The organism is Nonomuraea candida (assembly GCF_000725485.1).
Lineage (GTDB): Bacteria > Actinomycetota > Actinomycetes > Streptosporangiales > Streptosporangiaceae > Nonomuraea > Nonomuraea candida.
In genome coordinates this window covers 56878-77920 of the sequence record NZ_JOAG01000040.1, presented here as the reverse complement: position 1 = coordinate 77920, position 21043 = coordinate 56878, and the positions used below count along the sequence as shown (strand labels likewise).

The 21043-nt window shown below is 72.0% G+C and carries 20 protein-coding genes; 14 read left to right on the top strand and 6 right to left on the bottom strand.

What is annotated here, in order from left to right:
- Positions 1-105: 105 nt before the first annotated feature.
- The 3 genes from IO39_RS32905 to IO39_RS32895 form a co-directional block, all read right to left on the bottom strand.
- Positions 106-1197, bottom strand: a complete 1092-nt coding sequence (locus IO39_RS32905) for an FUSC family protein (protein WP_084773883.1) — start codon at positions 1195-1197, stop codon at positions 106-108.
- A complete protein-coding gene (locus IO39_RS32900; protein ID WP_063765385.1) occupies positions 1191-2393 on the bottom strand; it encodes an FUSC family protein in 1203 nt (400 codons plus the stop codon). Before IO39_RS32900 ends, IO39_RS32905 begins: the two co-directional genes overlap by 7 nt.
- A gap of 139 nt (positions 2394-2532) precedes the next feature.
- Positions 2533-3204: an alpha/beta fold hydrolase gene (locus IO39_RS32895; RefSeq protein ID WP_043631297.1), complete on the bottom strand. Its 672-nt coding sequence runs from the start codon at positions 3202-3204 to the stop codon at positions 2533-2535.
- A 125-nt stretch (positions 3205-3329) separates the two neighbouring features.
- Here IO39_RS32895 and bar point away from each other — a divergent pair, with 125 nt between their 5' ends.
- Entirely contained in the window at positions 3330-4421 is a 1092-nt protein-coding gene (bar, locus tag IO39_RS32890) for a barbiturase (protein WP_043631292.1), read from the top strand.
- 99 nt (positions 4422-4520) lie between these two features.
- A complete protein-coding gene (locus IO39_RS32885) occupies positions 4521-5078 on the top strand; it encodes an SseB family protein (RefSeq protein ID WP_043631288.1) in 558 nt (185 codons plus the stop codon).
- A 24-nt stretch (positions 5079-5102) separates the two neighbouring features.
- On the opposite strand, the gene IO39_RS32880 is transcribed toward IO39_RS32885, so the two are convergent.
- Positions 5103-5609 carry a hypothetical protein gene (locus IO39_RS32880; RefSeq protein ID WP_043631285.1) on the bottom strand — a complete coding sequence of 169 codons (507 nt, stop codon included), beginning with the start codon at positions 5607-5609 and terminating at the stop codon, positions 5103-5105.
- A gap of 147 nt (positions 5610-5756) precedes the next feature.
- On the opposite strand from IO39_RS32880, the gene IO39_RS32875 reads away from it, so the two are divergent.
- The 4 genes from IO39_RS32875 (at position 5757) to IO39_RS32860 (ending at position 10121) form a co-directional block, all read left to right on the top strand.
- Positions 5757-6866: a site-specific integrase gene (locus IO39_RS32875; protein ID WP_043631281.1), complete on the top strand. Its 1110-nt coding sequence runs from the start codon at positions 5757-5759 to the stop codon at positions 6864-6866.
- Positions 6863-9178, top strand: a complete 2316-nt coding sequence (locus tag IO39_RS32870; RefSeq protein WP_052423655.1) for a tyrosine-type recombinase/integrase — start codon at positions 6863-6865, stop codon at positions 9176-9178. The genes IO39_RS32875 and IO39_RS32870 overlap by 4 nt, the downstream gene beginning before the upstream one ends.
- The gene (locus IO39_RS32865) at positions 9168-9545 is read left to right on the top strand and encodes a DUF6262 family protein (protein WP_043631277.1); all 378 of its coding nucleotides are present in this window, start codon (positions 9168-9170) and stop codon (positions 9543-9545) included. The genes IO39_RS32870 and IO39_RS32865 overlap by 11 nt, the downstream gene beginning before the upstream one ends.
- Before the next feature lie 72 nt (positions 9546-9617).
- Positions 9618-10121, top strand: a complete 504-nt coding sequence (locus IO39_RS32860) for a DUF4265 domain-containing protein (protein WP_043631274.1) — start codon at positions 9618-9620, stop codon at positions 10119-10121.
- On the opposite strand, the gene IO39_RS32855 is transcribed toward IO39_RS32860, so the two are convergent.
- Positions 10041-10829, bottom strand: a complete 789-nt coding sequence (locus IO39_RS32855; protein WP_157549191.1) for a hypothetical protein — start codon at positions 10827-10829, stop codon at positions 10041-10043. The genes IO39_RS32860 and IO39_RS32855 overlap by 81 nt on opposite strands.
- Positions 10830-10996: 167 nt before the next feature.
- Between IO39_RS32855 and IO39_RS32850 the strand changes: the two genes are divergently transcribed.
- From IO39_RS32850 to IO39_RS32825, 6 genes are all read left to right on the top strand, one after another.
- Entirely contained in the window at positions 10997-11587 is a 591-nt protein-coding gene (locus tag IO39_RS32850) for a prepilin peptidase (RefSeq protein WP_052423654.1), read from the top strand.
- Positions 11588-11644: 57 nt separating this feature from the next.
- Complete coding sequence (aroC, locus tag IO39_RS32845; protein WP_043631268.1) at positions 11645-12826, top strand: chorismate synthase; 1182 nt, start codon at positions 11645-11647, stop codon at positions 12824-12826.
- On the top strand, positions 12823-13326 hold the full coding sequence (locus tag IO39_RS32840; RefSeq protein WP_043631265.1) for a shikimate kinase: 504 nt from the start codon (positions 12823-12825) through the stop codon (positions 13324-13326). Before aroC ends, IO39_RS32840 begins: the two co-directional genes overlap by 4 nt.
- Positions 13327-13396: 70 nt before the next feature.
- Complete coding sequence (aroB, locus tag IO39_RS32835; protein ID WP_043631261.1) at positions 13397-14467, top strand: 3-dehydroquinate synthase; 1071 nt, start codon at positions 13397-13399, stop codon at positions 14465-14467.
- Positions 14464-14898 carry a type II 3-dehydroquinate dehydratase gene (gene aroQ, locus IO39_RS32830; protein WP_043631259.1) on the top strand — a complete coding sequence of 145 codons (435 nt, stop codon included), beginning with the start codon at positions 14464-14466 and terminating at the stop codon, positions 14896-14898. The genes aroB and aroQ overlap by 4 nt, the downstream gene beginning before the upstream one ends.
- Positions 14895-15650 carry an SGNH/GDSL hydrolase family protein gene (locus tag IO39_RS32825; protein WP_043631257.1) on the top strand — a complete coding sequence of 252 codons (756 nt, stop codon included), beginning with the start codon at positions 14895-14897 and terminating at the stop codon, positions 15648-15650. The genes aroQ and IO39_RS32825 overlap by 4 nt, the downstream gene beginning before the upstream one ends.
- 85 nt (positions 15651-15735) lie before the next feature.
- Here IO39_RS32825 and IO39_RS32820 read toward each other — a convergent pair whose 3' ends face one another.
- The gene (locus tag IO39_RS32820) at positions 15736-17733 is read right to left on the bottom strand and encodes an ATP-dependent DNA helicase (RefSeq protein WP_084773877.1); all 1998 of its coding nucleotides are present in this window, start codon (positions 17731-17733) and stop codon (positions 15736-15738) included.
- 304 nt (positions 17734-18037) lie between these two features.
- Here IO39_RS32820 and IO39_RS32815 point away from each other — a divergent pair, with 304 nt between their 5' ends.
- Both IO39_RS32815 and IO39_RS32810 read left to right on the top strand, forming a co-directional pair.
- A complete protein-coding gene (locus tag IO39_RS32815) occupies positions 18038-19219 on the top strand; it encodes a hypothetical protein (RefSeq protein ID WP_043631250.1) in 1182 nt (393 codons plus the stop codon).
- 137 nt (positions 19220-19356) lie between these two features.
- The gene (locus IO39_RS32810) at positions 19357-20934 is read left to right on the top strand and encodes a Na+/H+ antiporter (protein ID WP_052423653.1); all 1578 of its coding nucleotides are present in this window, start codon (positions 19357-19359) and stop codon (positions 20932-20934) included.
- Positions 20935-21043 lie beyond the last annotated feature (109 nt).

Below are 21043 nucleotides of genomic sequence, written 5' to 3'. Positions count from 1 at the left end.
CAGCCCGCGTACGACGCGGGGCGAGCGGAGACGACCTCTTCGCCGTGGTGACGCGCCGAGCCGGACGAGGCCGGCGACGTGGTGCGTACGTTCCTGCAGGGGCCGTCACGTGCCCTGTGAGGTGGTCTCGTCCAGGGGGGTCAGCGCGGCCGTGGCCTCCTCGTGCTCCATTCCCGTCGCCTGCAGCAGGTCCACCACCACCGAGCGCAGTTGCGCGATGATGACGTGCGCCGAGAAGCCGAGACCCTCCGGGCGTTCCCTGGCGGCCACCGCCAGCAGCGCCTGCCGCGCCAGGGTCGGCTCGCGGCCCGCCCCCAGCTCCAGTTGCAGCAGCAGCGCCGCCTCCGAGACCTCGCGCATCGCCTCCGCCAGCGCCGCCGGGGGAGGGCTCGACTCGCCGAGGGCGGCCAGCGTGCGCCGGCTCAGCACGCGGACGTTGCGCAGCGCCAGGTCCACCGGCACGGCGGCGGTCTCGTAGCGGGCCAGGCGGGAGCGCCGGTGCCAGTGCAGGGGGGAGATCATGGTGATCTCCTTGCTGGTCTCCAGCGCCGCCCCGAACTCCTCCACGGCCGCCTGCGTCGTACGCGCCTCCTCCAGCGCCTCGGCCGCCAGGTCCGCGTCCCGCTTCTCGATCGCCTCGGCCGCCCGTTCCAGCACCGTGGACAGCGCGTCGAGCACTCCGGACAGGTGCTTGGCCGCGATCAGGAACGGGCTGGCCGGCAGCAACGCCACCGCGGCGATCCCGATGACGCCGCCCGTGAGGGCGTCGGCCATCCGGTCCAGCCCGCCGGCCCCCTCGCCGGGCACGAGCGTGGCGACCAGCACGGCCGAGGAGCCGGCCTGCGCGACGAACAGCGCGCCGCTGTTGAGCAGCACGGCCACCGCCATGGCCAGGCCCACCACGAGCGCGATCTGCCAGGCGCCGGAGCCGATCTGCGACACCAGCAGGTCGCCCACGCCGACCCCCAGGCTGACGCCGACGACCAGCTCGACCACCCGCCGCAGCCGCTGCCCGAGGCCGACGCCGACGCAGATCAGCACGGAGATGGGCGCGAAGAAGGGGCGGGGGTGGCCGAGCAGTTCGATGGCGATGGTCCAGGCCAGGGCCGCGCCGACCGCGCACTGCGCGATGGAGGGCGCCATCAGGCCGAACGTGCCCAGCCGTTCCTTCACGAGATCGCTGAGCCTGGTTAGCACCTTTCCACCTTGGCGGATCTTTGTGACATTAAGGTCACATTTGCCCCAGCTAAGTCCTTTTCGTCAGGTGTCCTGTCACCCTCATCCCCGGAGCCGGACGGCCCGCCGGGCGGTGCGTCGGGGGGCATGCCGGGCGGAGGCGGGACGTCCAGGGGCGGGAGGGCGGCGACGGCCTCCTCGCGTTCGGTGCCCGTCGCCTGGAGCAGGTCCACGATGATCGAGCGGAGCTGGGCGATCATCACGTCCGCCGAGAACCCCCACCGCCCCGGCACCTGCCGGGAGGCCACCGACAGGACGGCAAGCCCCGACCGCTCGGGAGGCCGGCCGGCGGCCAGCTCGTCGCGCAGCAGCAGGGCCGCCTCCGCCAGGTCGCGCAGCGCGTACGGCAGCCAGGGCGGCAGCGTGCTGGAGCCGTCGAGCGCCACGATGGCCCGCCTGGCCAGCACCCTGGCGTTGCGCAGGGCGTGGTCGAGCGGCACGGCGGCCTTCTCGTACCCCTCCAGTCTGGGGCGGCGGTGGCGGTGCAGCGGCGAGATGGTGGCGATCTCGCGGCTGGTCTCCAGCGCCTGCTTGAACTCCTCCACGCTCGTGTGCGAGCCCCGCGCCGCCTCCAGCGCCCGGGTGGCCAGGGCCGCGTCGTTCCGCTCGATCGCCTCCGCGACCTGCCGCAGCGCGTCGGCCAGCGCGCCGAACATGCCCATCGCGTGCCGCTTGGCCAGCCCTGACGGGCTCGCGGGCAACAGGGCGATGGCGGTCAGCCCCATCAGGCCGCCGACCAGGGCGTCGATCATGCGGTTGAGGCCGCCCAGGCCCGTCGGGGGCAGCAGCGTGGCGACCAGCACGGCCGAGGAGCCCGCCTGGAGCACGATCAGCGAGCCGCTGTCGAGCAGCACCGCGACCGCCATGGCCAGCGCCACCACGAGCGCGATCTGCCAGACGCCCGAGCCGATCCACGACACCAGCAGGTCGCCCACGCCGACGCCGAGACTGACCCCGACGACCAGCTCGACCGCCCGCCGCAGCCGCTGCCCGAGCCCGACGCCGACGCACACCACCACCGCGATCGGCGCGAAGAACGGGCTCGGGTGGCCGAGCACCTCCTTGGCCACCAGCCAGGCGAGCGCCGCGCCGACGGCGCACTGCGCGATCGAGGGCGCCATCAGTCTCAGCCTGGTCAGGCGCTGGTGTACGTGCATGTCACCCCGCCCCTACCCGGGCCACGCGAACCCGACACCGCAGGCCGGAGCCAGGCGAGCCGGACAACGGGATCGGGGACCAGGGGCCGGGGGAGTCAAGGGCGGGGTGTCAGGGGGCGGGGCGTCAGAGGGCGGGGTGTCAGGGGGCGGGGGCGGCGAGGAAGGTGTCCACGGCGTGCAGGAACTCCTTGCGGGCGTCCATGTGCACCAGGTGCCCGGCCTCGATCCTGACCAGCCTCGCCCCCGGGATCCGCGCCGCCACATCCGGCTCGAACGGGCTGCGGGTGCCCGACAGCACCAGCGTGGGCGCCGTGATCCGGCCGAGCCCCGCGGCCCAGGCCGGATCCGGGTCGACCATCTGCCGCTCGGTGTCGTGCACCATCCGCCAGTCGAACCTGGTGGAGCCGTCCTCCACGATCGGCGGCCGGCCGGTCAGCGGGCGCGCCGGCGGCGGGTCCTCCAGCACGAGCCCCCCGACGCGGTCCGGATGGCTCATGGCCAGAAGGTAGGAGACGACGCCGCCGAGCGAGTGCCCGATCACGACGGCCGGCCCGAGGCCCAGGTGGTCGAGGAGCGCGGCGACGTCCTCGGCCATCTCCGGCAGCGGGTATTCACCCGGCCGGTCGCTGGCCCCATGACCGCGCAGGTCCAGGGCGAACACGCGGTGGCGGGCCGCGAAGTGCTGGGTGATGCCGTTCCAGTCGTTGTGGTCGGCGCAGCGGCCGTGGAGCAGCAGCAGCGGGGGAGCGGAGGGGTGGCCTTCCTCCCGGTAGACGAGCTTGATCCCGTTGACGTGCGCATCGCGAATCACGGGCCCGACCCTATGGCGTACGACGTTGACATCACCGGCGGGGTACATGGGCACACATTGACCATGAACCCCGCCGGCCGGCCCGGCCGGCGTGGGAACCGCCGCCGGGAGAAAGGGCTTCACGCATGCCGGACCCGATCGAAGTGCGCAAGGTGCCGATCGAGAGCGTCACCGACGCCTCCGGGCTGTCCCGGCTCATCGCCGACGGCGTGATCGAGGCGCACCGGGTGCTGGCCGTCATCGGCAAGACCGAGGGCAACGGCGGCGTGAACGACTACACCCGCATCCTCGCCGACCGCGCCTTCCGCGAGGTGCTGGCCGAGCACGGCCATCCGGCCCCCGGCAGCGTGCCGCTCGTGTGGTCGGGCGGCACCGACGGCATCCTCAGCCCGCACGCCACCGTCTTCGCCACCACGGCCGACGCCCCCGCCTCGGAGGAGCCGCGGCTGTCGGTCGGGGTCGCGATGAGCGAGGTCATCCTGCCCGAGGACATCGGCCGCCCGGCCATGGTCGAGAAGGTCGCCGCCGGGGTGCGGGAGGCCATGAAGATCGCCGGCATCGACGACCCGCGTGACGTGCACTACGTACAGACCAAGACGCCGCTGCTCACCCTGGCCACCATCACCGACGCCAAGAGCCGCGGCCGGGACACCGCCATCGAGGAGACCGGCCCCTCCATGGACCTGTCCAACTCCACCACCGCGCTCGGCATCGCCGTCGCGCTCGGCGAGATCGAGATGCCGTCGGCGGAGCAGATCCACAAGGACCTGTCGCTGTACTCGTCGGTGGCCTCGTGCTCGTCGGGGGTCGAGCTGGACCGGGCGCAGATCGTGCTGGTGGGCAACGTACGCGGGATCGGCGGCCGTTACCGCATCGGCCACAGCGTCATGAAGGACGCCCTCGACGCCGACGGCATCTGGGAGGCCATCAGGGACGCCGGCCTGCCCCTGCCCGGCCGGCCGCACCCGTCGGACCTCGGCGGGCGGCTGGTGAACGTCTTCATGAAGTGCGAGGCGGACCCGTCGGGGCGGGTGCGCGGGCGGCGCAACATCATGCTGGACGACTCCGACGTGCACTGGCACCGCCAGATCAAGGCGGCGGTGGGCGGGGTGGCGGCCTCGGTCACGGGCGACCCGGCGGTCTTCGTCTCGGTGGCGGCCGTCCACCAGGGGCCTTCGGGCGGCGGTCCGGTGGCGGCCATCGTCGACCTGGGCTGACGGGCTGGGCTGACGATCGGGGCTGACGATCGGGGCTGATGACCTGCCGGTCGGAGCCGGTGGGCGGGGCGGTGGCCGGCGCGGGTAGTCTCGGACGTCGTGCCGAGCATCCCGCAACCCCTCGATCCCCACGACGACGGCGGTGTCGCGCCCGCCGTCGCCGCCGCGCTGGCCGCCTATCAGGCGGGCACGGCCGGCCCCGCCGAGGTGCTGAACGCGCTCGGCGGCGCCCGCCTGCTCGTCCCCGTCGTCGCGCTGCTCACCGAGTCCGAGGTGGGCGCGCACGGGGTGCGGCAGGAGAAGGAGAGCGAGATGGCCCTGCCCAAGCTCGTCGGGCAGGACGGCAGGGAGGCGGTGCTGGCGTTCACCGGCACCGAGTCGCTGGTCAGGTGGCGGCCCGACGCCCGGCCCATCCAGGCCACCACCCTGCAGGTCTGCCGGGCCGCCGTGCAGGAGCGGGCGGCGGCGGTCGTGGTGGACGTGGCGGGGCCGGTGCAGTTCGTCATCGAGGGAGAGGTGCTGGCCGCCCTCGCGGCCGTCGAGTCCGGCACGGTCGGCGACCTGGCCGGGACGGGCGAGGTGACGGTGGCCAGGATTGAGACCGCCCCGCCCCCGGCCGCCGCGAAACGCCGCCGCTGGTTCTCCAGAGGACGCTGACCACGCCCCGGGGACCGGCGCCGGTCAGGAGCCCGATTCGGGCCAGGCGTCGTCCTTCCTGATCGGGCGGACGTTCCCGCCCGCCTCGGGGCGGGCCCGCTGGTTGATCGGCGGCAGCGTGAAGTGGCCGCGGATCAGGTCGACCAGCCGCGCCATCTTGTCGTCGGCCACGCCGACCTTGCGCTGGTCGAGGGTGACGCCGATGAGGTACTGCCCGTGGTCGACCCAGTAGTGGAACAGCGCGCCGCGCTCGACGTCCAGCACGGTCCTGATCACCGTGCCGCCCTCCATCGCGCGCAGGTGGGTGTCCAGGCGCCCGCCGAGCCAGTGGAGCTGGCTGCCCAGCCGCAGGTAGGTGAGTCTGCGCGCCTCGGGGGTGGTCTCGTGGAAGAAGTGCCGCAGGTCGGCGTCGTCGAGCACGTCGGTGTAGAAGGCGCAGCCCTGCGGGCCGAAGAAGGCCACGAAGTGCAGGTCGTCCTGGTCGATCACCGACACGCAGCTCCCGAGGGCCTTCTCCAGGGCGTGGCTCATCTCGGGCAGGGTGCGGATCAGGATCTCCGTTATCTGGAGTCCGTGAAGCGTCGTCCGCGACGTATCTGACGTGGCCTGAAACGCCTGCCGCGCTCCTTGTGGATCGGTTATCTTGCGCTGTCCATAAGGCAGTTACAGGGAGGGACGATGCGTGTACAACGGGTTCGGCCGCCCGGCGCGATCGTGGAGTCGTGGACGCTGCTCGGTGCCGACCATCTGCCGGTGGAGCCGGTCGAGCGGTGGCTGGCCTATCTGAGTTCGGCGGAGCGGTCGCCGAACACGGTCAAGAGCTACGCCCATGATCTGAAGGACTGGTTCGGGTACCTGATCGGACGCGGTATTGACTGGCGTGAGGTCCGGTTGGAGGACATCGGCGGCTTCATCGGTTGGTTGAGGCTGCCTCCCGCCGCGCGGGCAGGTGGGGTGCTGGCCTTGCCGTCAGCGGGCGAGCATTGCAGCAACAGCAGCGTGAACCGGAAATTGTCGGCGCTGAGCTCGTTTTACGAGTTTCACGCCCGGCATGGTCTCGACCTGGGCGAGCTGTTGATCACCTGGCGGCCGTACGCGGGGTCGCGCACCGCGTGGAAGCCTTTCCTGCAGCACATCGCCAAGGACCAACTGCAGCGGCGGCGGACCGTCGCACTCCGGGCGCCCAAACCGGTTCCGCGAGTCCTGACGGCCGATGAGGCCCAAGCCGTCCTGGACGCGTGCACCCGGCGACGGGACCGGCTGCTGTTCGCCGTCTTGCATGACGCCGGGGTGCGCATCGGCGAGGCGCTCGGACTGCGCCACGAGGACGTGTCGGTAGCCGGCCGGACAGTGACGGTGATGCCGCGCGTCAACGACAACGGAGCGCGCACCAAGTCGGCCAAGCGGCGCACGATCCCGGTCAGCGCCCAGTTGATGCGCTTGTATGCCGACTACCTGGAGCTCGAGTACGGCGACCTCGACAGCGATTACGTCTTCGTCAACCTCTGGGGAGGCACGATCGGTCGGCCGCTCAGCTACGACACCGCCCACGATCTGGTGGAGCGGACCCGGCGCGCCAGCGGCGTGCATTTCGACCCGCATTGGTTTCGCCACACCTACGCCACCGAGTTGCTGCGACGTCGGACGCCGATCGAGTCGGTGGCCGCTCTGCTCGGTCACGCGTCGATCACCACAACGCTGGAAATTTACGGCCACCTCACGATCGAGGACGCCCGCCGGGCGCTGGAGGCCGCCGGGTGGCTGCCGGAGCGGCAGGTGAATTGGTGAGCACGGAGGGGGAGGGGACGGCACCGCGGAGGCAGCCGACGCAGGCCGGTCTGCTGGAGAAGCTGGTAGGTGCGGTGCGCCCGCAGTTCCGTGTCGACGTGCTGATTCCGGACACTGACGACGCGATCTTGGGGACTCCGCCCTGTCTGGTGCCGGGCTGCGGGCGGCTGTGTCGCAACAAGGGGATGTGCACCGGCCACGTCCAGCGCTGGGATCAGCTGGGCCGCCCCGACCTCACGACGTTCCTGTCCGAGACCACGCCCCACGTTCTGGGCCGCGGGCCCCTGGCCCACTGCCTGGTGGCCGGATGCAAGTACGGGCGCAAGAACCAGGGCCTGTGTCACGGCCACGACCGGGCATGGAAGCGCGCCGGCGAGCCGGACCTCGACGCGTGGATCGCCACAGCCGTGGTATCAGCCACCGACCGGCCGATCTGCGCGATATCGGACTGTGAGCTATGGGCAGGATCACGCAGCGGGCTGTGCGCTTCACACCGCACCCGATGGAGCAAATGGGTCAAACGCACCGGCCAGAACGACCTTGAAGCCTTCGTCCATTACTGCAAGACGCGCGGAGATGCCCGCATCGATTTCCGCCCGCTGCCGCCGCAGCTGAAGCTCGAGTTGCAATACGCGGTGCAGTGCCGTGTCGACGAACGCCGCGGCCGGGCCAAGCCCTTCGACCTGGAGCTGATCATGCGACTGGCCGCGGCCAGCGGCGCGCACTCCTTGCTGCAATGGCCTCAGCACGTCTGGGACGAGAAGTTCCACGCCTTCACCCCCCGTAGGCACGGCAACGCTAACGCCATCCCGCTCGGCTTTCTGCGCTTCGCTCGCCGCAAGGTCGACGATCTGGCTCACGGGCTGGGGTGGGATGCCGAGTACGGGCGCGACGTGTGGGATCTGCACCGGGTTGGTGTCCGGGCTCAATCGCGCCGGATCCGATTCGACACCATCCCGCAACCGTGGCTGCGTGAGCTGATCAAGCGTTGGGCCCGGTGGAAGCTGTCCACCGATGTCAGCCCGGTTCACGTCTCCCGATCGGTGACACATCTGAGTCGGTTCGCCGCCTTCGTCGCCACGACCGGCAAGGTCGACACGCTGGCCCGCCTTGATCGGGAGGTGCTGGAACGCTTCATCGCCCACACCGCCACGACGGGCGCCTCTCTCCGGTCGCGTCGCCAGTCCATCGGCGCGCTGAGCCGGCTGCTGATGGACGTTCGCCGTCACCGCTGGGACGCTTCCCTGCCGGCCGAGGCCGTCATCCATCCCGAGGACTATCCCAAGCTGCCTGAGGCCCCACCGCGGGCGCTGCCCGATGCGGTGATGGCGCAAATCGAACGTTCCGAGAACCTGGAGCGGCTGACCGACCCGGTGCTACACCTGTTCACTCTCATCCTCATCCGGACCGGGCTGCGCATCGGGGACGCCCAGAAGCTGCCCTTCCACTGCATCGTCCGCGACTCACGAGGCGCCCCTTACCTGCGCTACCGCAATCACAAGATGAAACGCGAAGGGCTGGTGCCCATCGATGACGATCTGGCCGCGCAGATCGCCGCGCAGCAGCAGCGCATGCTGCGGCGCTGGCCCGAGCCGCAGGTGTTGCTGCCCCGCTGGAAGGCCAACCCCGACGGGCGCTGGCCCATGCCGGTCAGCACCTATCGCAAGCATCTGGCCGCGTGGCTGATCACCTGCGACGTCCGGGACGAGCACGGCCGCCCGGTCCACCTGACCCCGCATCAGTGGCGTCACACCTTCGCCACCCGCCTGCTCAACCTCGACGTCCCGCAGGAGGTGGTGCGACGCCTGCTCGACCACCAGTCCCACACCATGACCGCCCACTACGCCCGCCTGCGTGATGAGACGGTGCGCCGGCACTGGGAGCAAGCCCGCAAGGTCGACATCACCGGCACCGCCGTCGAACTCGATCCGGCCGGGCCGCTGGCCGAGGCGAGCTGGCTCAAAGACCAGATGGCCCGGGCCAAACAGGCACTGCCCAACGGCTACTGCGGGCTGCCGCTCAAACAGACCTGCCCGCACGCCAACGCGTGCCTGACCTGCCCGGTTTTCATCACCACGCCGGAGTTCCTGCCGGAGCACCACAAGCAGCGCCAGCGCACCCTGACCCTCATCGAAACCGCCAAGGACGCCGGGCACACCCGCGTAGTCGAGATGAACCAGCAGGTGCTGGGCAGCCTGGACCGCATCATCACCGCGCTGGAAGCCGACCAGGACGTCGCCAGATCTGCCTCCGACTCCTGCTCGGAGCCCGCGGCCGCCACCGATCACCGACCGGTGGCCGATGCGGGCTGACAACTCCGCACACCTCATCGCCGCAGCCAGGAAACGCAGCCAGGCCACCCGAGACAAGGCGGTGCGGGCGCTGCGCCGCCTCGACGCCACAGGCCGGCCGATCACAATCGAGACGGTTGCTCGCGAAGCGGGCGTCTCTCGATCCTGGCTATACGGCCAAACCGACCTGCGGGCCGAGATCGAACGGCTGCACACCAGCACGGCGAGCAGCCCCGTCCAGGTGCCCGTGCGCCAGCGAGCGTCGGACGCCTCGCTGCGCAGCAGGCTCCAAGCAGCGCAGGAGCGGGTCAGGGCGCTCGCGGCGGAGAACAGGGAACTTCGAGAGCAGCTCACGGCCGCGCTCGGCGAACTACGCGCGCAACGCTGAATCACAGAGGAGAACACCAGCTCAACGGGGTCGGCCATCGGACCGGACGAGAAGCACGAGATCATTGCTGCCATGACGTCACCCACCCCCGCCGGAGACGACCAGGCCGCGGGAGAACGCATCAAGCTCTGGTTCCGGTTCGCACCCCGCGAGGGCTGGCTCCCTTACGACACCGAGGGACTCTGGGCCGCACCCGTCACGAGCGACACCGCGCGCATCGAAAACGTGCCGTTCCTCGTCGACGGCGTCGCCCAAGGCGACATCGTGCGGTTCATCACCGGCACGGACGGGCTTCATTGGGCTACCGAGCGAGTGACATGGTCTGGCGGCAACACCATTCGGGTCTTGCCGATCCCCAGCGGACCACTGGGGCGCAGCGCTGCGGCTGTCCATGAACGGCTCGCCCCGTTCGGGATCGGCGGCGAAGCCTACAGCGCCGACTTTCCGCTGGTCGCGCTCAATATCCCCTCTGGCGACAGCCTGTCCGAGATCAAATCACTGCTGACCCACGGCCAGGACGAGGGCTGGTGGGCCTTCGAGGCCGCCTGCATCGGCGATGCCTGGAACAACGCATAGCCGCTCAGATCGCACCAGCCTCAGCAACGATCTGATAACGACCACGAACTGGATCGCATCACCTCTCGAGGCGGTCCCGGCTGCCTCCCGGACTCCCTCCGCAACGAAGGACCGCAGGTCAGAAGCCCGAGAGATATCACGACTCCAGATAATCTCGGACTCGCCGATCACCTTGCGCTTGGTGGTGGTCGGGGACGGGCCGGCGGTGGTCTCCAGATGCGGGACGTACAGGCCGCGGCGGTAGAGGATCAGCAGGTAGACGCCGGTCAACGCGGTGAACGCGGCGATGCCGATCATCGACAGGCCGACCAGCTCGCCGGACACGCCGAGATCCCACAGCACGGGCCCGAAGCCGGCCACGAACCCCAGCACCAGCCCGCCCGCCGCGGCCACGGTCATGGCCGTGACCAGCATGACCGGCAGCCTGCCGCGCACCCGGCCGACGCCGAGGGCGATCAGCGCGAGCGCGGCCACCACGGTCAGGACGGTGACGGCGCGCGAGACGTTGTAGTCCTCGCCCTCGATGTACCAGGCGAGCATCTCCAGCAGCACAGGGGCCAGGACGAACGTAGCGATGACCACCGCGATCCTGACGAACCGGTCCCTGTCCACGCGGGAAGTCTCGGTGATCATCGCCGCGAGCGCAATAGCCGCCTCCGCCACCGGATACCCCGCCTCCGATCGACGCATATATACGGACACGTCCATGCCGGCTGCGTGCACGGGGCCACGGTCGGGCGATACGCGCGTGCTCGTACCGGCCGGGCGACGTGCGCGCGTCGCGTGCTCGTACCGGCCGGGCGACGCGCGCGCGTCCATACCGGCTCGGCGCACTCGGGCCCGGCCGGGTGGCAGGCGCGGCTAGGGTCGGCGGCGTGGTCGCACTCGCGGCGCTCGTCGGCCTGGTCTGCGGCGGGCGCATCAGGGCCCTGGCCCGCTCCTACGACGACGCCCCCGCCCTCGTCCCCGACCGCTTGTGGCCGCCGGGGCTCGAACTGGCCGCGGCCGCCGTGGCCGGGCTGGTCGCCTGGCGCGCGGGGCCGCCGTACGTGTGCTTCGCCGTGATCGCCGTCGCGCTGGCCGCCGTCGACTGGCGCACCAGCACGCTGCCCGACGCGATCACGCTGCCGGCGTACCCGATCACGGCGTTGGCGCTGCTGCCCACCGGAGAGCTGCCCAGGGCGCTGGCCGGCGCGGCGGCGCTGACCGCGGTGTACGGCCTGCTCTGGCTGATCAGACCCGCCGCCATGGGACTCGGCGACGTCAAGCTGGCCGGGCTCATCGGCCTGGCCACCGGCGCGCTGGGCTGGCAGGCCCTGCTCACGGCCGCCTTCTGCGGGCAGCTCCTCGGCGCGCTGTACGCCCTCGCCCTGCTGCTGACCGGCCGCGGCGACCGGCACACCGAGTTCCCCTTCGGCACCTTCATGCTGCTCGGCACGCTGCCCGCGCTCTGTCTCCTTCCCTGAGTCTCGTATCGTGAGCGCGGGACATCTCACTGGGCCGCACATGGAAGACTTGTACGCATGTTGCGCTGGTTGACCGCCGGAGAGTCCCACGGCCCCGAACTCGTCGCCATCCTCGAAGGCCTGCCGGCCGGGGTGGAGGTGACCACGGCCGCCATCGACGAGGCGCTGCGCCGCCGCAGGCTCGGCTACGGGCGCGGAGCCCGGATGAAGTTCGAGCAGGACCAGGTGACGATCGTCGGCGGCGTCCGCCACGGGCGCACGATGGGCAGCCCGGTCGCCGTCCGCGTGGGCAACACCGAGTGGCCCAAGTGGGAGAAGGTCATGGCGGCCGACCCGGTCGACCCGGCCGAGCTGGAGGGCCTGGCCCGCAACGCGCCGAGGTCCCGGCCCCGCCCCGGCCACGCCGACCTGGCGGGCATGCAGAAATACGGCTTCGACGACGCCCGCAACGTGCTCGACCGGGCCAGCGCCCGCGAGACCGCCGCGCGGGTGGCGCTCGGCGAGGTGGCCAGGCGCTTCCTGAAGCAGGCGCTCGGCGTCGACATCGTCAGCCACGTGACCGAGATCGGCGGCGCGCGCACCCCGTCCGAGGTGCTGCCCGGCCCCGGCGACCTGGCCAGGATCGACGACGACCCGGTGCGCTGCTCCGACGCCGAGGGCAGCGCCGCCATGGTCGCCGTGATCGACAAGGCCCACAAGGACGGCGACACGCTCGGCGGCGTCGTCGAGGTCCTCGCCTACAACCTGCCGCCCGGCCTGGGCAGCTACACCCACTGGGACCGCCGGCTCGACTCCCGGCTGGCCGGCGCGCTCATGGGCATCCAGGCGATCAAGGGCGTCGCGGTCGGCGACGGCTTCGAGACCGCGCGCAGGCCCGGCTCGCGCGCCCACGACGAGATCGAATACACCACCGCCGAGGGCGTGCGCCGCGTCACCAACCGCGCGGGCGGCCTCGAAGGCGGCATGACGAACGGCGAGATCCTGCGGGTCAGCGCCGCGATGAAGCCCATCTCCACGGTGCCCAGGGCGCTGGCCACGATCGACGTCAAGACCGGCGAGGCCGCCAAGGCCCACCACGAGCGCTCCGACGTGTGCGCCGTGCCCGCCGCCGGCGTCGTGGCCGAGGCGATGGTCGCGCTGGTCCTGGCCGACGCGGCGATCGAGAAGTTCGGCGGCGACTCCGTGGAGGAAGTCGCCCGCAACCTGTCCGGCTACCTCTCTTCCATGGTGATCAAATGACAGCGAAGGCCGTCCTCATCGGGCCGCCCGGCTCCGGCAAGACCACGCTCGGGCGGCTGCTCGCCGAGCGGCTCGGCGTCGGGTTCCGCGACACCGACTCCGATGTGGAGGCCGTGGCGGGCAAGGCCGTGTCCGACATCTTCATCGAGGACGGCGAGGCCCGCTTCCGCGAGCTGGAGCACGAGGCCGTGCGGCGCGCGCTGGCCGAGCACGACGGCGTCCTGTCCCTGGGCGGCGGCGCCGTGCTGCACGAGGAGACGCAGGCCCTGCTCCAGGGCCACCACGTCGTCTACCTGCAGGTCGGGCTCGCCGACGCGGTGCAGCGGGTCGGGCTCGGCTCGGCCCGGCCGCTGCTGGTGCTCAACCCGCGCAGCCAGCTCAAGAAGCTCATGGAGGAGCGGCGCCCGGTCTACGAGCGGCTGGCCGTGGCGACCGTGGTGACCGACCAGCGCGAGCCCGAGGAGCTCGCCGACGAGATCGTGAGAGGGCTGCCGGCATGAGCGCGACACGGGGCCGCGGGGTGACGCAGGTCCGGCGGGCGGGATTCCGGCGAGTGACGGAGGCTCGGGCATGAGCGCGCCGCGGATCCACGTACGCGGTGACAGCCCCTACGACGTGGTGGTCGGCACCGGCGTGCTGCCCGAGCTGCCCACGCTGCTCAAGCCCGGCGTGCGCACCGTCGCGGTCATCCGCCCCGAGACCCTGCCCGAGATCTCCCGGCCGGTGTGCGCGGCGCTGTCCGAGGCCGGCTACGAGGTGGCCGAGCTGACCGTGCCCGACGGCGAGCGGGCCAAGACCGTCGAGGTGGCCGCCGGGCTCTGGTCCGGGCTCGGCCGCCACGGCGTCACCCGCTCCGACGCCGTGGTCGGCGTGGGCGGCGGCGCGACGACCGACCTGGCCGGGTTCGTGGCCGGCACCTGGCTGCGCGGCGTGCAGGTGGTGCTCGTGCCCACGACGCTGCTGGCCATGGTCGACGCGGCCGTCGGCGGCAAGAACGGCATCGACACGCCCGAGGGCAAGAACCTCGTGGGCACCTTCCTGCCGCCCGCCGGCGTGTTGTGCGAGCTGTCCACGCTGGCGAGCATGCCCAGGGCCGACTACGTCGCCGGCCTGGCCGAGATCATCAAGGGCGGCTTCATCGCCGACCCCGAGATCCTCCGGCTCATCGAGGCCGACCCCGAGGCCGCCACCCGCCCCGACGGGCCCCACACCCGCGAGCTGATCGAGCGCAAGATCCAGGTGAAGGCCGACGTCGTGGGCGCCGACCTGCGCGAGTCCGGCGTGCGCGAGATCCTCAACTACGGCCACACGCTCGGCCACGCCATCGAGCGCCACGAGCACTACGGCATCCGCCACGGCGAGGCCGTGGCCATCGGCATGGTCTACGCCGCCGAGCTGTCCAGGCTCTCCGGCCGCGCCGACCTCGTCGGCCGCACCCGGGCCATCCTCACCGCCGTCGGCCTGCCCGTCTCCTACCGCGCCGACGCCTGGCCCCGGCTGCGCGACCACATGCGCCTGGACAAGAAGAACCGCGGGGCCAAGCAGCGCTTCGTCGTGCTCGACGGCCTGGCCGCGCCCGGCCGCCTCGAAGACCCCGCCGAAGAGCTGCTCGAAGCCGCCTACAAGGAGATCTCGGCATGATCCTCGTGCTCAACGGGCCCAACCTGGGCCGGCTCGGCAAGCGGGAGCCCTCGATCTACGGGGCGGAGACGTACGACGACCTCGTCGGGCTGTGCCGCGACACCGGCGAGAAGCTCGGCCACGAGGTCGAGGTGCGCCAGACCGACTCCGAGGCCGAGCTGATCGGCTGGATCCACGAGGCGTGCGACGGCCGCATCCCGGTCGTGCTCAACCCGGCCGCCTTCACCCACTACTCCTACGCCCTGCGCGACGCCGTCGCCCAGCGCACCGCTCCGCTCATCGAGGTGCACATCTCCAACCCCGCGGCGAGGGAAGAGTTTCGCCATACCTCCGTCGTGGCCGGGGTGGCGACGGGCACCATCGCGGGCTTCGGACTACAGTCATACGTCCTTGCGCTGCACGCTATCGCGGAGTTGAACACACCCTCATGAGGCACTACAAGTCCTTCGTCGCCCTCGGTGACAGCTTCACGGAAGGACTGAACGATCCCGGGCCGGACGGCCACTACCGTGGCTGGGCCGACCGGGTGGCCGAACGGCTCGCCGCCGACGATCCCGCCTTCCGCTACGCCAACCTGGCCGTGCGCGGCAAGCTGCTCGACCAGATCGTGGCCGAGCAGGTGCCGCTGGCCGTCGAGATGGCGCCCGACCTGGTCAGCTTCTGCGCCGGCGGCAACGACCTGCTGCGGCCGGGCAGCGATCCGGACGTGATGGCCAAGAAGCTCGCGCTGGCCGTGCGCGAGCTGCGGGCCGGCGGGGCCGACGTGCTGCTGTTCACGGGGGTGGACCCGCGCGACACGCCGCTGATGCGGCGGCTGCGGGGCCGCTTCGCCGTCTTCTACCTGCACGTGCGCTCCATCGCCGACCTCTACGGCTGCCGGATCGTCGACCAGTGGTCCATGCAGGGACTGCGCGACTGGCGGGCGTGGAGCCCCGACCGGCTGCACATGAACGAGGACGGGCACCGGCTGGTGGCCGCCCGCGTGCTCGACGTGCTGGGGGTGCCGTTCGAGGACTGGCACAAGGAGTGGCCGGCCCGGGCGGTCGATCCGCGGGCACGGCGGCGCGAGGACGCGCAGTGGATGCGCGAGCACCTGGTGCCGTGGGTGTCGCGCCGGCTGCGCGGGGTCTCCTCGGGCGACGGCCTGCTCCCCAAGCGCCCCGACCTCGCCCCCTGGTCCTGAGCCCGCCGGTCCTGAGCCCGCTGGTCCTGAGCCCGCTTCGCGGCCTGTCCGGGGCGGCGCCCGCCCCGGACGGACGCCTTCGCGCTCAGGAAGAGGTGGACGACAGGCGCTTGAGGGCGGCGCGGGGGACGGCCGGGTCGGTGGTGCGCCAGAACGGCGGCAGGGAGCCCAGCAGGAAGCCGCTGTAGCGGGCCGTGGCCAGGCGCGGGTCGAGGACCGCGATCACGCCCCTGTCGTCCTGGGCGCGCAGCAGGCGGCCGACCCCCTGGGCGAGCAGCAGGGCCGCGTGGTTGGCCGCGACCGCCATGAACCCGTTGCCGCCCCTGGCCGCCACGTGGCGCTGCCTGGCCGAGGTCAGCGGGTCGTCGGGGCGCGGGAACGGCACCCGGTCGATGATGACCAGCCGCAGCGACGGCCCCGGCACGTCGACGCCCTGCCACAGCGACAGCGTGCCGAACAGGCAGGTGGGCTCGTCCTCGGCGAACTGCTTGACCAGCAGCATCGTCGAGTCGTCGCCCTGGCACAGCAGCGGCACGTCGAGCCGCTCGCGCAGCGCCTCGGTGGCCGCCTTGGCGGCGCGCATCGAGGAGAACAGGCCCAGCGTGCGCCCGCCGGCCGCCTCGATCAGCTCGGCGATCTCGTCGAGGTACTGCTGCGGCAGGCCGTCACGGCCGGGCTGGGGCAGGTGCTTGGCGACGTACAGGATGCCGGCGCGCGGGTGGTCGAACGGCGAGCCGACGTCGATGCCCTGCCAGCCCTTGCCGTCGCCGAGCCCCCACTGCGCGGCCAGCGCGTCGAACGTGCCGCCGAGCGCCAGCGTGGCCGAGGTGAGCACCACCGTGCGCTCCCCGAACAGCTTGTCGCGCAGCATGCCGCTGACGCTCAGCGGCGCCACTCGCAGGGCGGGCGGCCGGCGGTCGGTGCCGGCGTCGAGCCAGACCACCTCGGCCCGGTCGGCCTCGGAGGCGTGCCCGTAGGCGTCGAGCATGCGCACCGCGGTGTCGTGCACCTCGTCCAGCGCCGTGAACGCCGCCTTGCGCTGCCCCGCCTTGTCCGGGTCGTCCTTGTCGGCGCCGCGCGGGCCCATGGCGGTGATGCAGCGCCAGGCCGTGTCGCGGATGAGCTGCAGGGTCAGCCCGAGCACCTGCGGCAGCTCGTCGATGCGGCCGGGCGGGGCGGCGGCCAGCAGCGCCTTAAGGTCTTCGCCGGCCTCCATGAGCTGGTCGGCGATGGGCTGGTCGATCAGCCGGCCCACCCGGCGCACCGCCAGCATCACCGACGACTCCGACAGCTCGGAGGTCACCACGGAGGTCACCCGGTCGACCAGCTCGTGGGCCTCGTCCACCACCACGACGTCGTGCTCGGGCAGCACCGGCAGGTCGCCCATGGCGTCGATGGCCAGCAGCGCGTGGTTGGTGACCACCACGTCGACCTCGCCCGCCCGCGCCCTGGCCAGCTCGGCGAAGCACTCGGCGCCGCTGGGGCAGCGCGTGGCGCCCAGGCACTCCTGGGCGCTGACGGAGAACTGCCGCCACGCCTGCTCGCTGACGCCCGGCACCAGCTCGTCGCGGTCGCCGGTCTCGGTCTCCTCGGCCCACTCCTGGATGCGCTGCACCATCCGGCCGGTCGCGCTGACCTCGCGAGGGTCGAAGAGCTGGTCCTGCTCGTCATCCTCGGGCCAGCCCGCCGTGGCCTTGTAGCGGCACAGGTAGTTGCGGCGGCCCTTGAGGATGGCGAACGTCGGCTCGTGCGGCAGCTCCTTGGCCAGCGCCTCGGCCAGCCGGGGCAGGTCGCGGTCGACGAGCTGGCGCTGCAGCGCGATGGTGGCCGTGGAGATCACGACGGGGGTGTCGCTGTCCATCGCGTGCCGGATCGACGGCACCAGGTAGGCCAGCGACTTGCCGGTGCCGGTGCCCGCCTGGACGGCCAGATGCTCCTCGTCGTCGATGGCCTTCTGCACGGCTCTGACCATGGTCAGCTGGCCCTGCCGCTCGCTCCCTCCGAGAGCGTTGACCGCGATGCTGAGCAGTTCGTCCACTGGTGGGAGATGGGAGTCCGGCACGGCAGTAAACGGTACCCGCATTCCGGGGCCGCCGCGCCGAACGCGGTGTGATCACCCAGACGCATCCCGGCGTTCCGGGGCACTATCGCCGGGTTGCGTGGCACACTGGGCGATCGGAACTCCAACCGGCCGCGGCGGCGTTCACCGCCTGTGACCGCAGGGGTTCCGGGTGTAGGTGGGAAGGCCGGTTCCCTAGGGTTTTCCGGGGTTGAGTGGACGAATAAAGGCTGGTTAAAGCAGTATGTCCTCCATGTCGGAAGTTGTCCCGTTGCCGTCGTTCGGCGAAGTCTTCTTCGATGCACGAGGTCAGGAGCGGTGCCTCCGCGTGACATGGCATGAGGGAACGCTGGTCCTCAGCCTGTGGCGCGGCGAGATGTGCACAGCGAGCTTCCGCATGCCGATGGAGGACGTCGGCCGGCTGCTCGACACCCTCGACGAGGGGTTCGCGGAGGCCACGGGCGAGCAGCCCGAGCTGCCCGAGCACGACCACGACCCGGGCACCGAGGTGATGCCCGGCACCGGCACCTACCATCGCCCGCCCCAGCACGTCCAGCCCCAGCCGGTCCAGCCGCAGCCGCAGCTCGACGAGCGGCCCACGGCGGCCCTGTCGCCCAACGACGTCCTCGTGGCCAGGAGCACCACGCCGCACCAGGACAAGCTGGTGGCCTCCTACAGCGAGACCACGGGCCCCAGGGACCCCTACGGCGAGAGCGCGTCCCCGTCCACGGGGTCCAGGGAGGCCACGCCCGCCTACGGCGACCAGCGCTCGCCCTTCACCGGCCCGCAGTACATCGAGTCGACCGGCCCGCAGCCGAAGTACACCGGCGACCCCTTCAGCGGCCCGCAGTACACCGCCGACCCGCTCAGCGGCCCCCACTACACGCAGCCGGCCGCCCAGCCCGACCCCTTCACCGGCCCCCAGTACGTGGACAACGAGCCCGTCTACCAGCTCCCCGGCGACCAGCGCCGGCCGTCGCCGCTGAGCACCGACCCGCTCGGCTTCCCCTCCCAGGCGTCGGAGCCGTACCAGGGGGCCGCCCAGCAGCCGTATCCGCCCGACCCGTACCCCTCCGACCCGTACGGCGGCAGGCACTCCGACGGCTACCAGCAGGCGCAGCCCCAGCCCAGCGCGGCCGGGCTCGGCACGCCCATGCACGGCATCCCCGGCGCGGGCCGCCGCAGGCAGGCCCCCCAGCAGGCACAGCCCGCCCGCGACGACTACGGCTCCTACCAGCAGCAGAGCCCGCAGCCCAACCCGGTGGACCCGCTGCTGGCGCTCGGCCGCCCGGAGCAGTACCCGCCCCAGGACCAGTACCAGCAGCAGGAGCCGTACCAGCCCCGCGACCCCTATCAGGCGCAGGAGCAGTACCCGCCGCAGGACCAGTACCAGCAGCCCGACGCGGACATGTCCCGCCCGTACGTCGGGGACCCCATGTTCTCCACGGGCGAGCGCCTGCGCCCCGAGCAGCCCGATTACCACGAGAGAAGCGACCGCAGGGAGTGGTGACCTGCCATCCCGGCGCGCCCGGTACGCTCACGGCGGGACGATCGAGCTGAGGCGGTCGTTTCACCCGTTCCGACGACGGCGTCCCACTGAGGCGATCGCACCCCGACACGACGGGGCCGGGACGGGAGGAGCCGCGGGTGGACCCCACCACGGGCCTGCAACTGCTGCTGCTGGCGGCAGGTGCGATCGGCGTCGCGGCGGTGGCGCGGCGGCGGGGCTGGCCGGCGCCGCTGCTGCTGGTGGCCGCCGGGCTGCTGGTCTCGCCGCTGGTGCCCGCGGTGCCGCTGGAGCCGGAGCTGGTGCTCTACGTCTTCCTGCCCCCGCTGCTCTACTCCGCCGCGCTCGACAGCTCCTACCTGCGGCTGCGTGACGTCAAGCGGGCGGTCGGGCTGCTGTCGATCGGGCTGGTGCTGTTCACCACGGCCGTCGTCGGGCTGGTCGTCCACCTGCTGCTGCCCGACCTGCCGCTGGCGCTGGCGTTCGCGCTCGGCGCCATCATCGCCCCGCCCGACGCGGTGGCCGCCGTCGCGGTCGGGCGGCGGCTGGGCCTGCCACGCGTGTCGCTGACCATCCTCATAGGCGAGAGCCTGTTCAACGACGCCACCGCGCTCACCCTCTACCGGGTGGCCATCGGCGCGGCCGTGGGCGGCGCCGTGAGCCTGTGGGAGGGGGTCTACGAGTTCCTGTTCGCCGCCGTGGCCGGCGTCGGGATCGGGCTGGCGCTGGCCTTCGTGTTCGCCTGGATCTTCCGGCACACCCGCGACTCGCTGGTGGAGAACACGCTGATGCTGCTGATCCCGTTCGCCGCCTACCTGGCGGCGGAGTCCGTGCACGCCTCGGGCGTGATCGCGGTGGTGATCGTCGGCCTCTACCTCGGCTACCGCATGCACCTGCGGGGGTTCGGCACCCGCCTGGTGTCCGACGCGGTGTGGAAGGTCACCGACTTCTTCCTTGAGGCCATCGTGTTCGCGCTGATCGGGCTGCAGCTCGTGACCGTGATCGAGGGCATCACCGGCTACAGCCCGTGGGCGGTGGCGGGCTACGCGGCCGCGGTGCTGGCGGTGACGATCGTCAGCAGGTTCGTCTGGGTGTTCGCGGTCACCTTCGTGGTCAAGGCGCTGCGCAGGGGCGACGCGGGCCCGACGGTGGCGCAGACGGTGATCCTCGGCTGGGCCGGCATGCGCGGCGTTGTGTCGCTGGCGGCCGCGTTCGCTATCCCGCCCTCGGTGCCCGAGCGGGACCGCGCGATGCTGCTGTTCCTGACGTTCACGACGGTGATCGGCACGCTGCTCATCCAGGGCACCACGTTCCCCGCGCTGATCAGGCGGCTGCGCGTGTCGAGCGAGCAGGAGCAGTACGAAGACCGCCTGGCCGAGGCGGCGGCCCAGCAGGCGGCGCTGGAGGCGGGCCTGGCGGAGCTGGAGCGGCTGGTCGGCGAGCAGGGCGAGCCCGACGAGATCCAGAAACAGGTGATCGACCAGCTCAGGGAGAAGTCCTGGCGCCGCTCGCTGACCGCGTGGGAGCGGCTGGGCGGCGGCACCGGGCAGGGCGGCGCGGAGACCCCCAGCGCCCTCTACCGCAGGCTGCGCCGCGAGATGCTGCAGGCCGAGCGCCGGGTCTTCGTCCGGCTGCGCGACGAGCGCCGCCTCGACGACGAGGTGCTGCGCGAGGTGATGGCCCAGCTCGACTTCGAAGAGGCGATGCTCGAACGCTGAGGCTCCCGGCCTCGCCGGACCCCTGGGCGGAGGTTCCGAAGGGGCGGCGGGGTCGTCGATGGTGGGGTCGCGGGCGGCGGGGTCGCGGGCGGTGGGGTCGCGGGCGGTG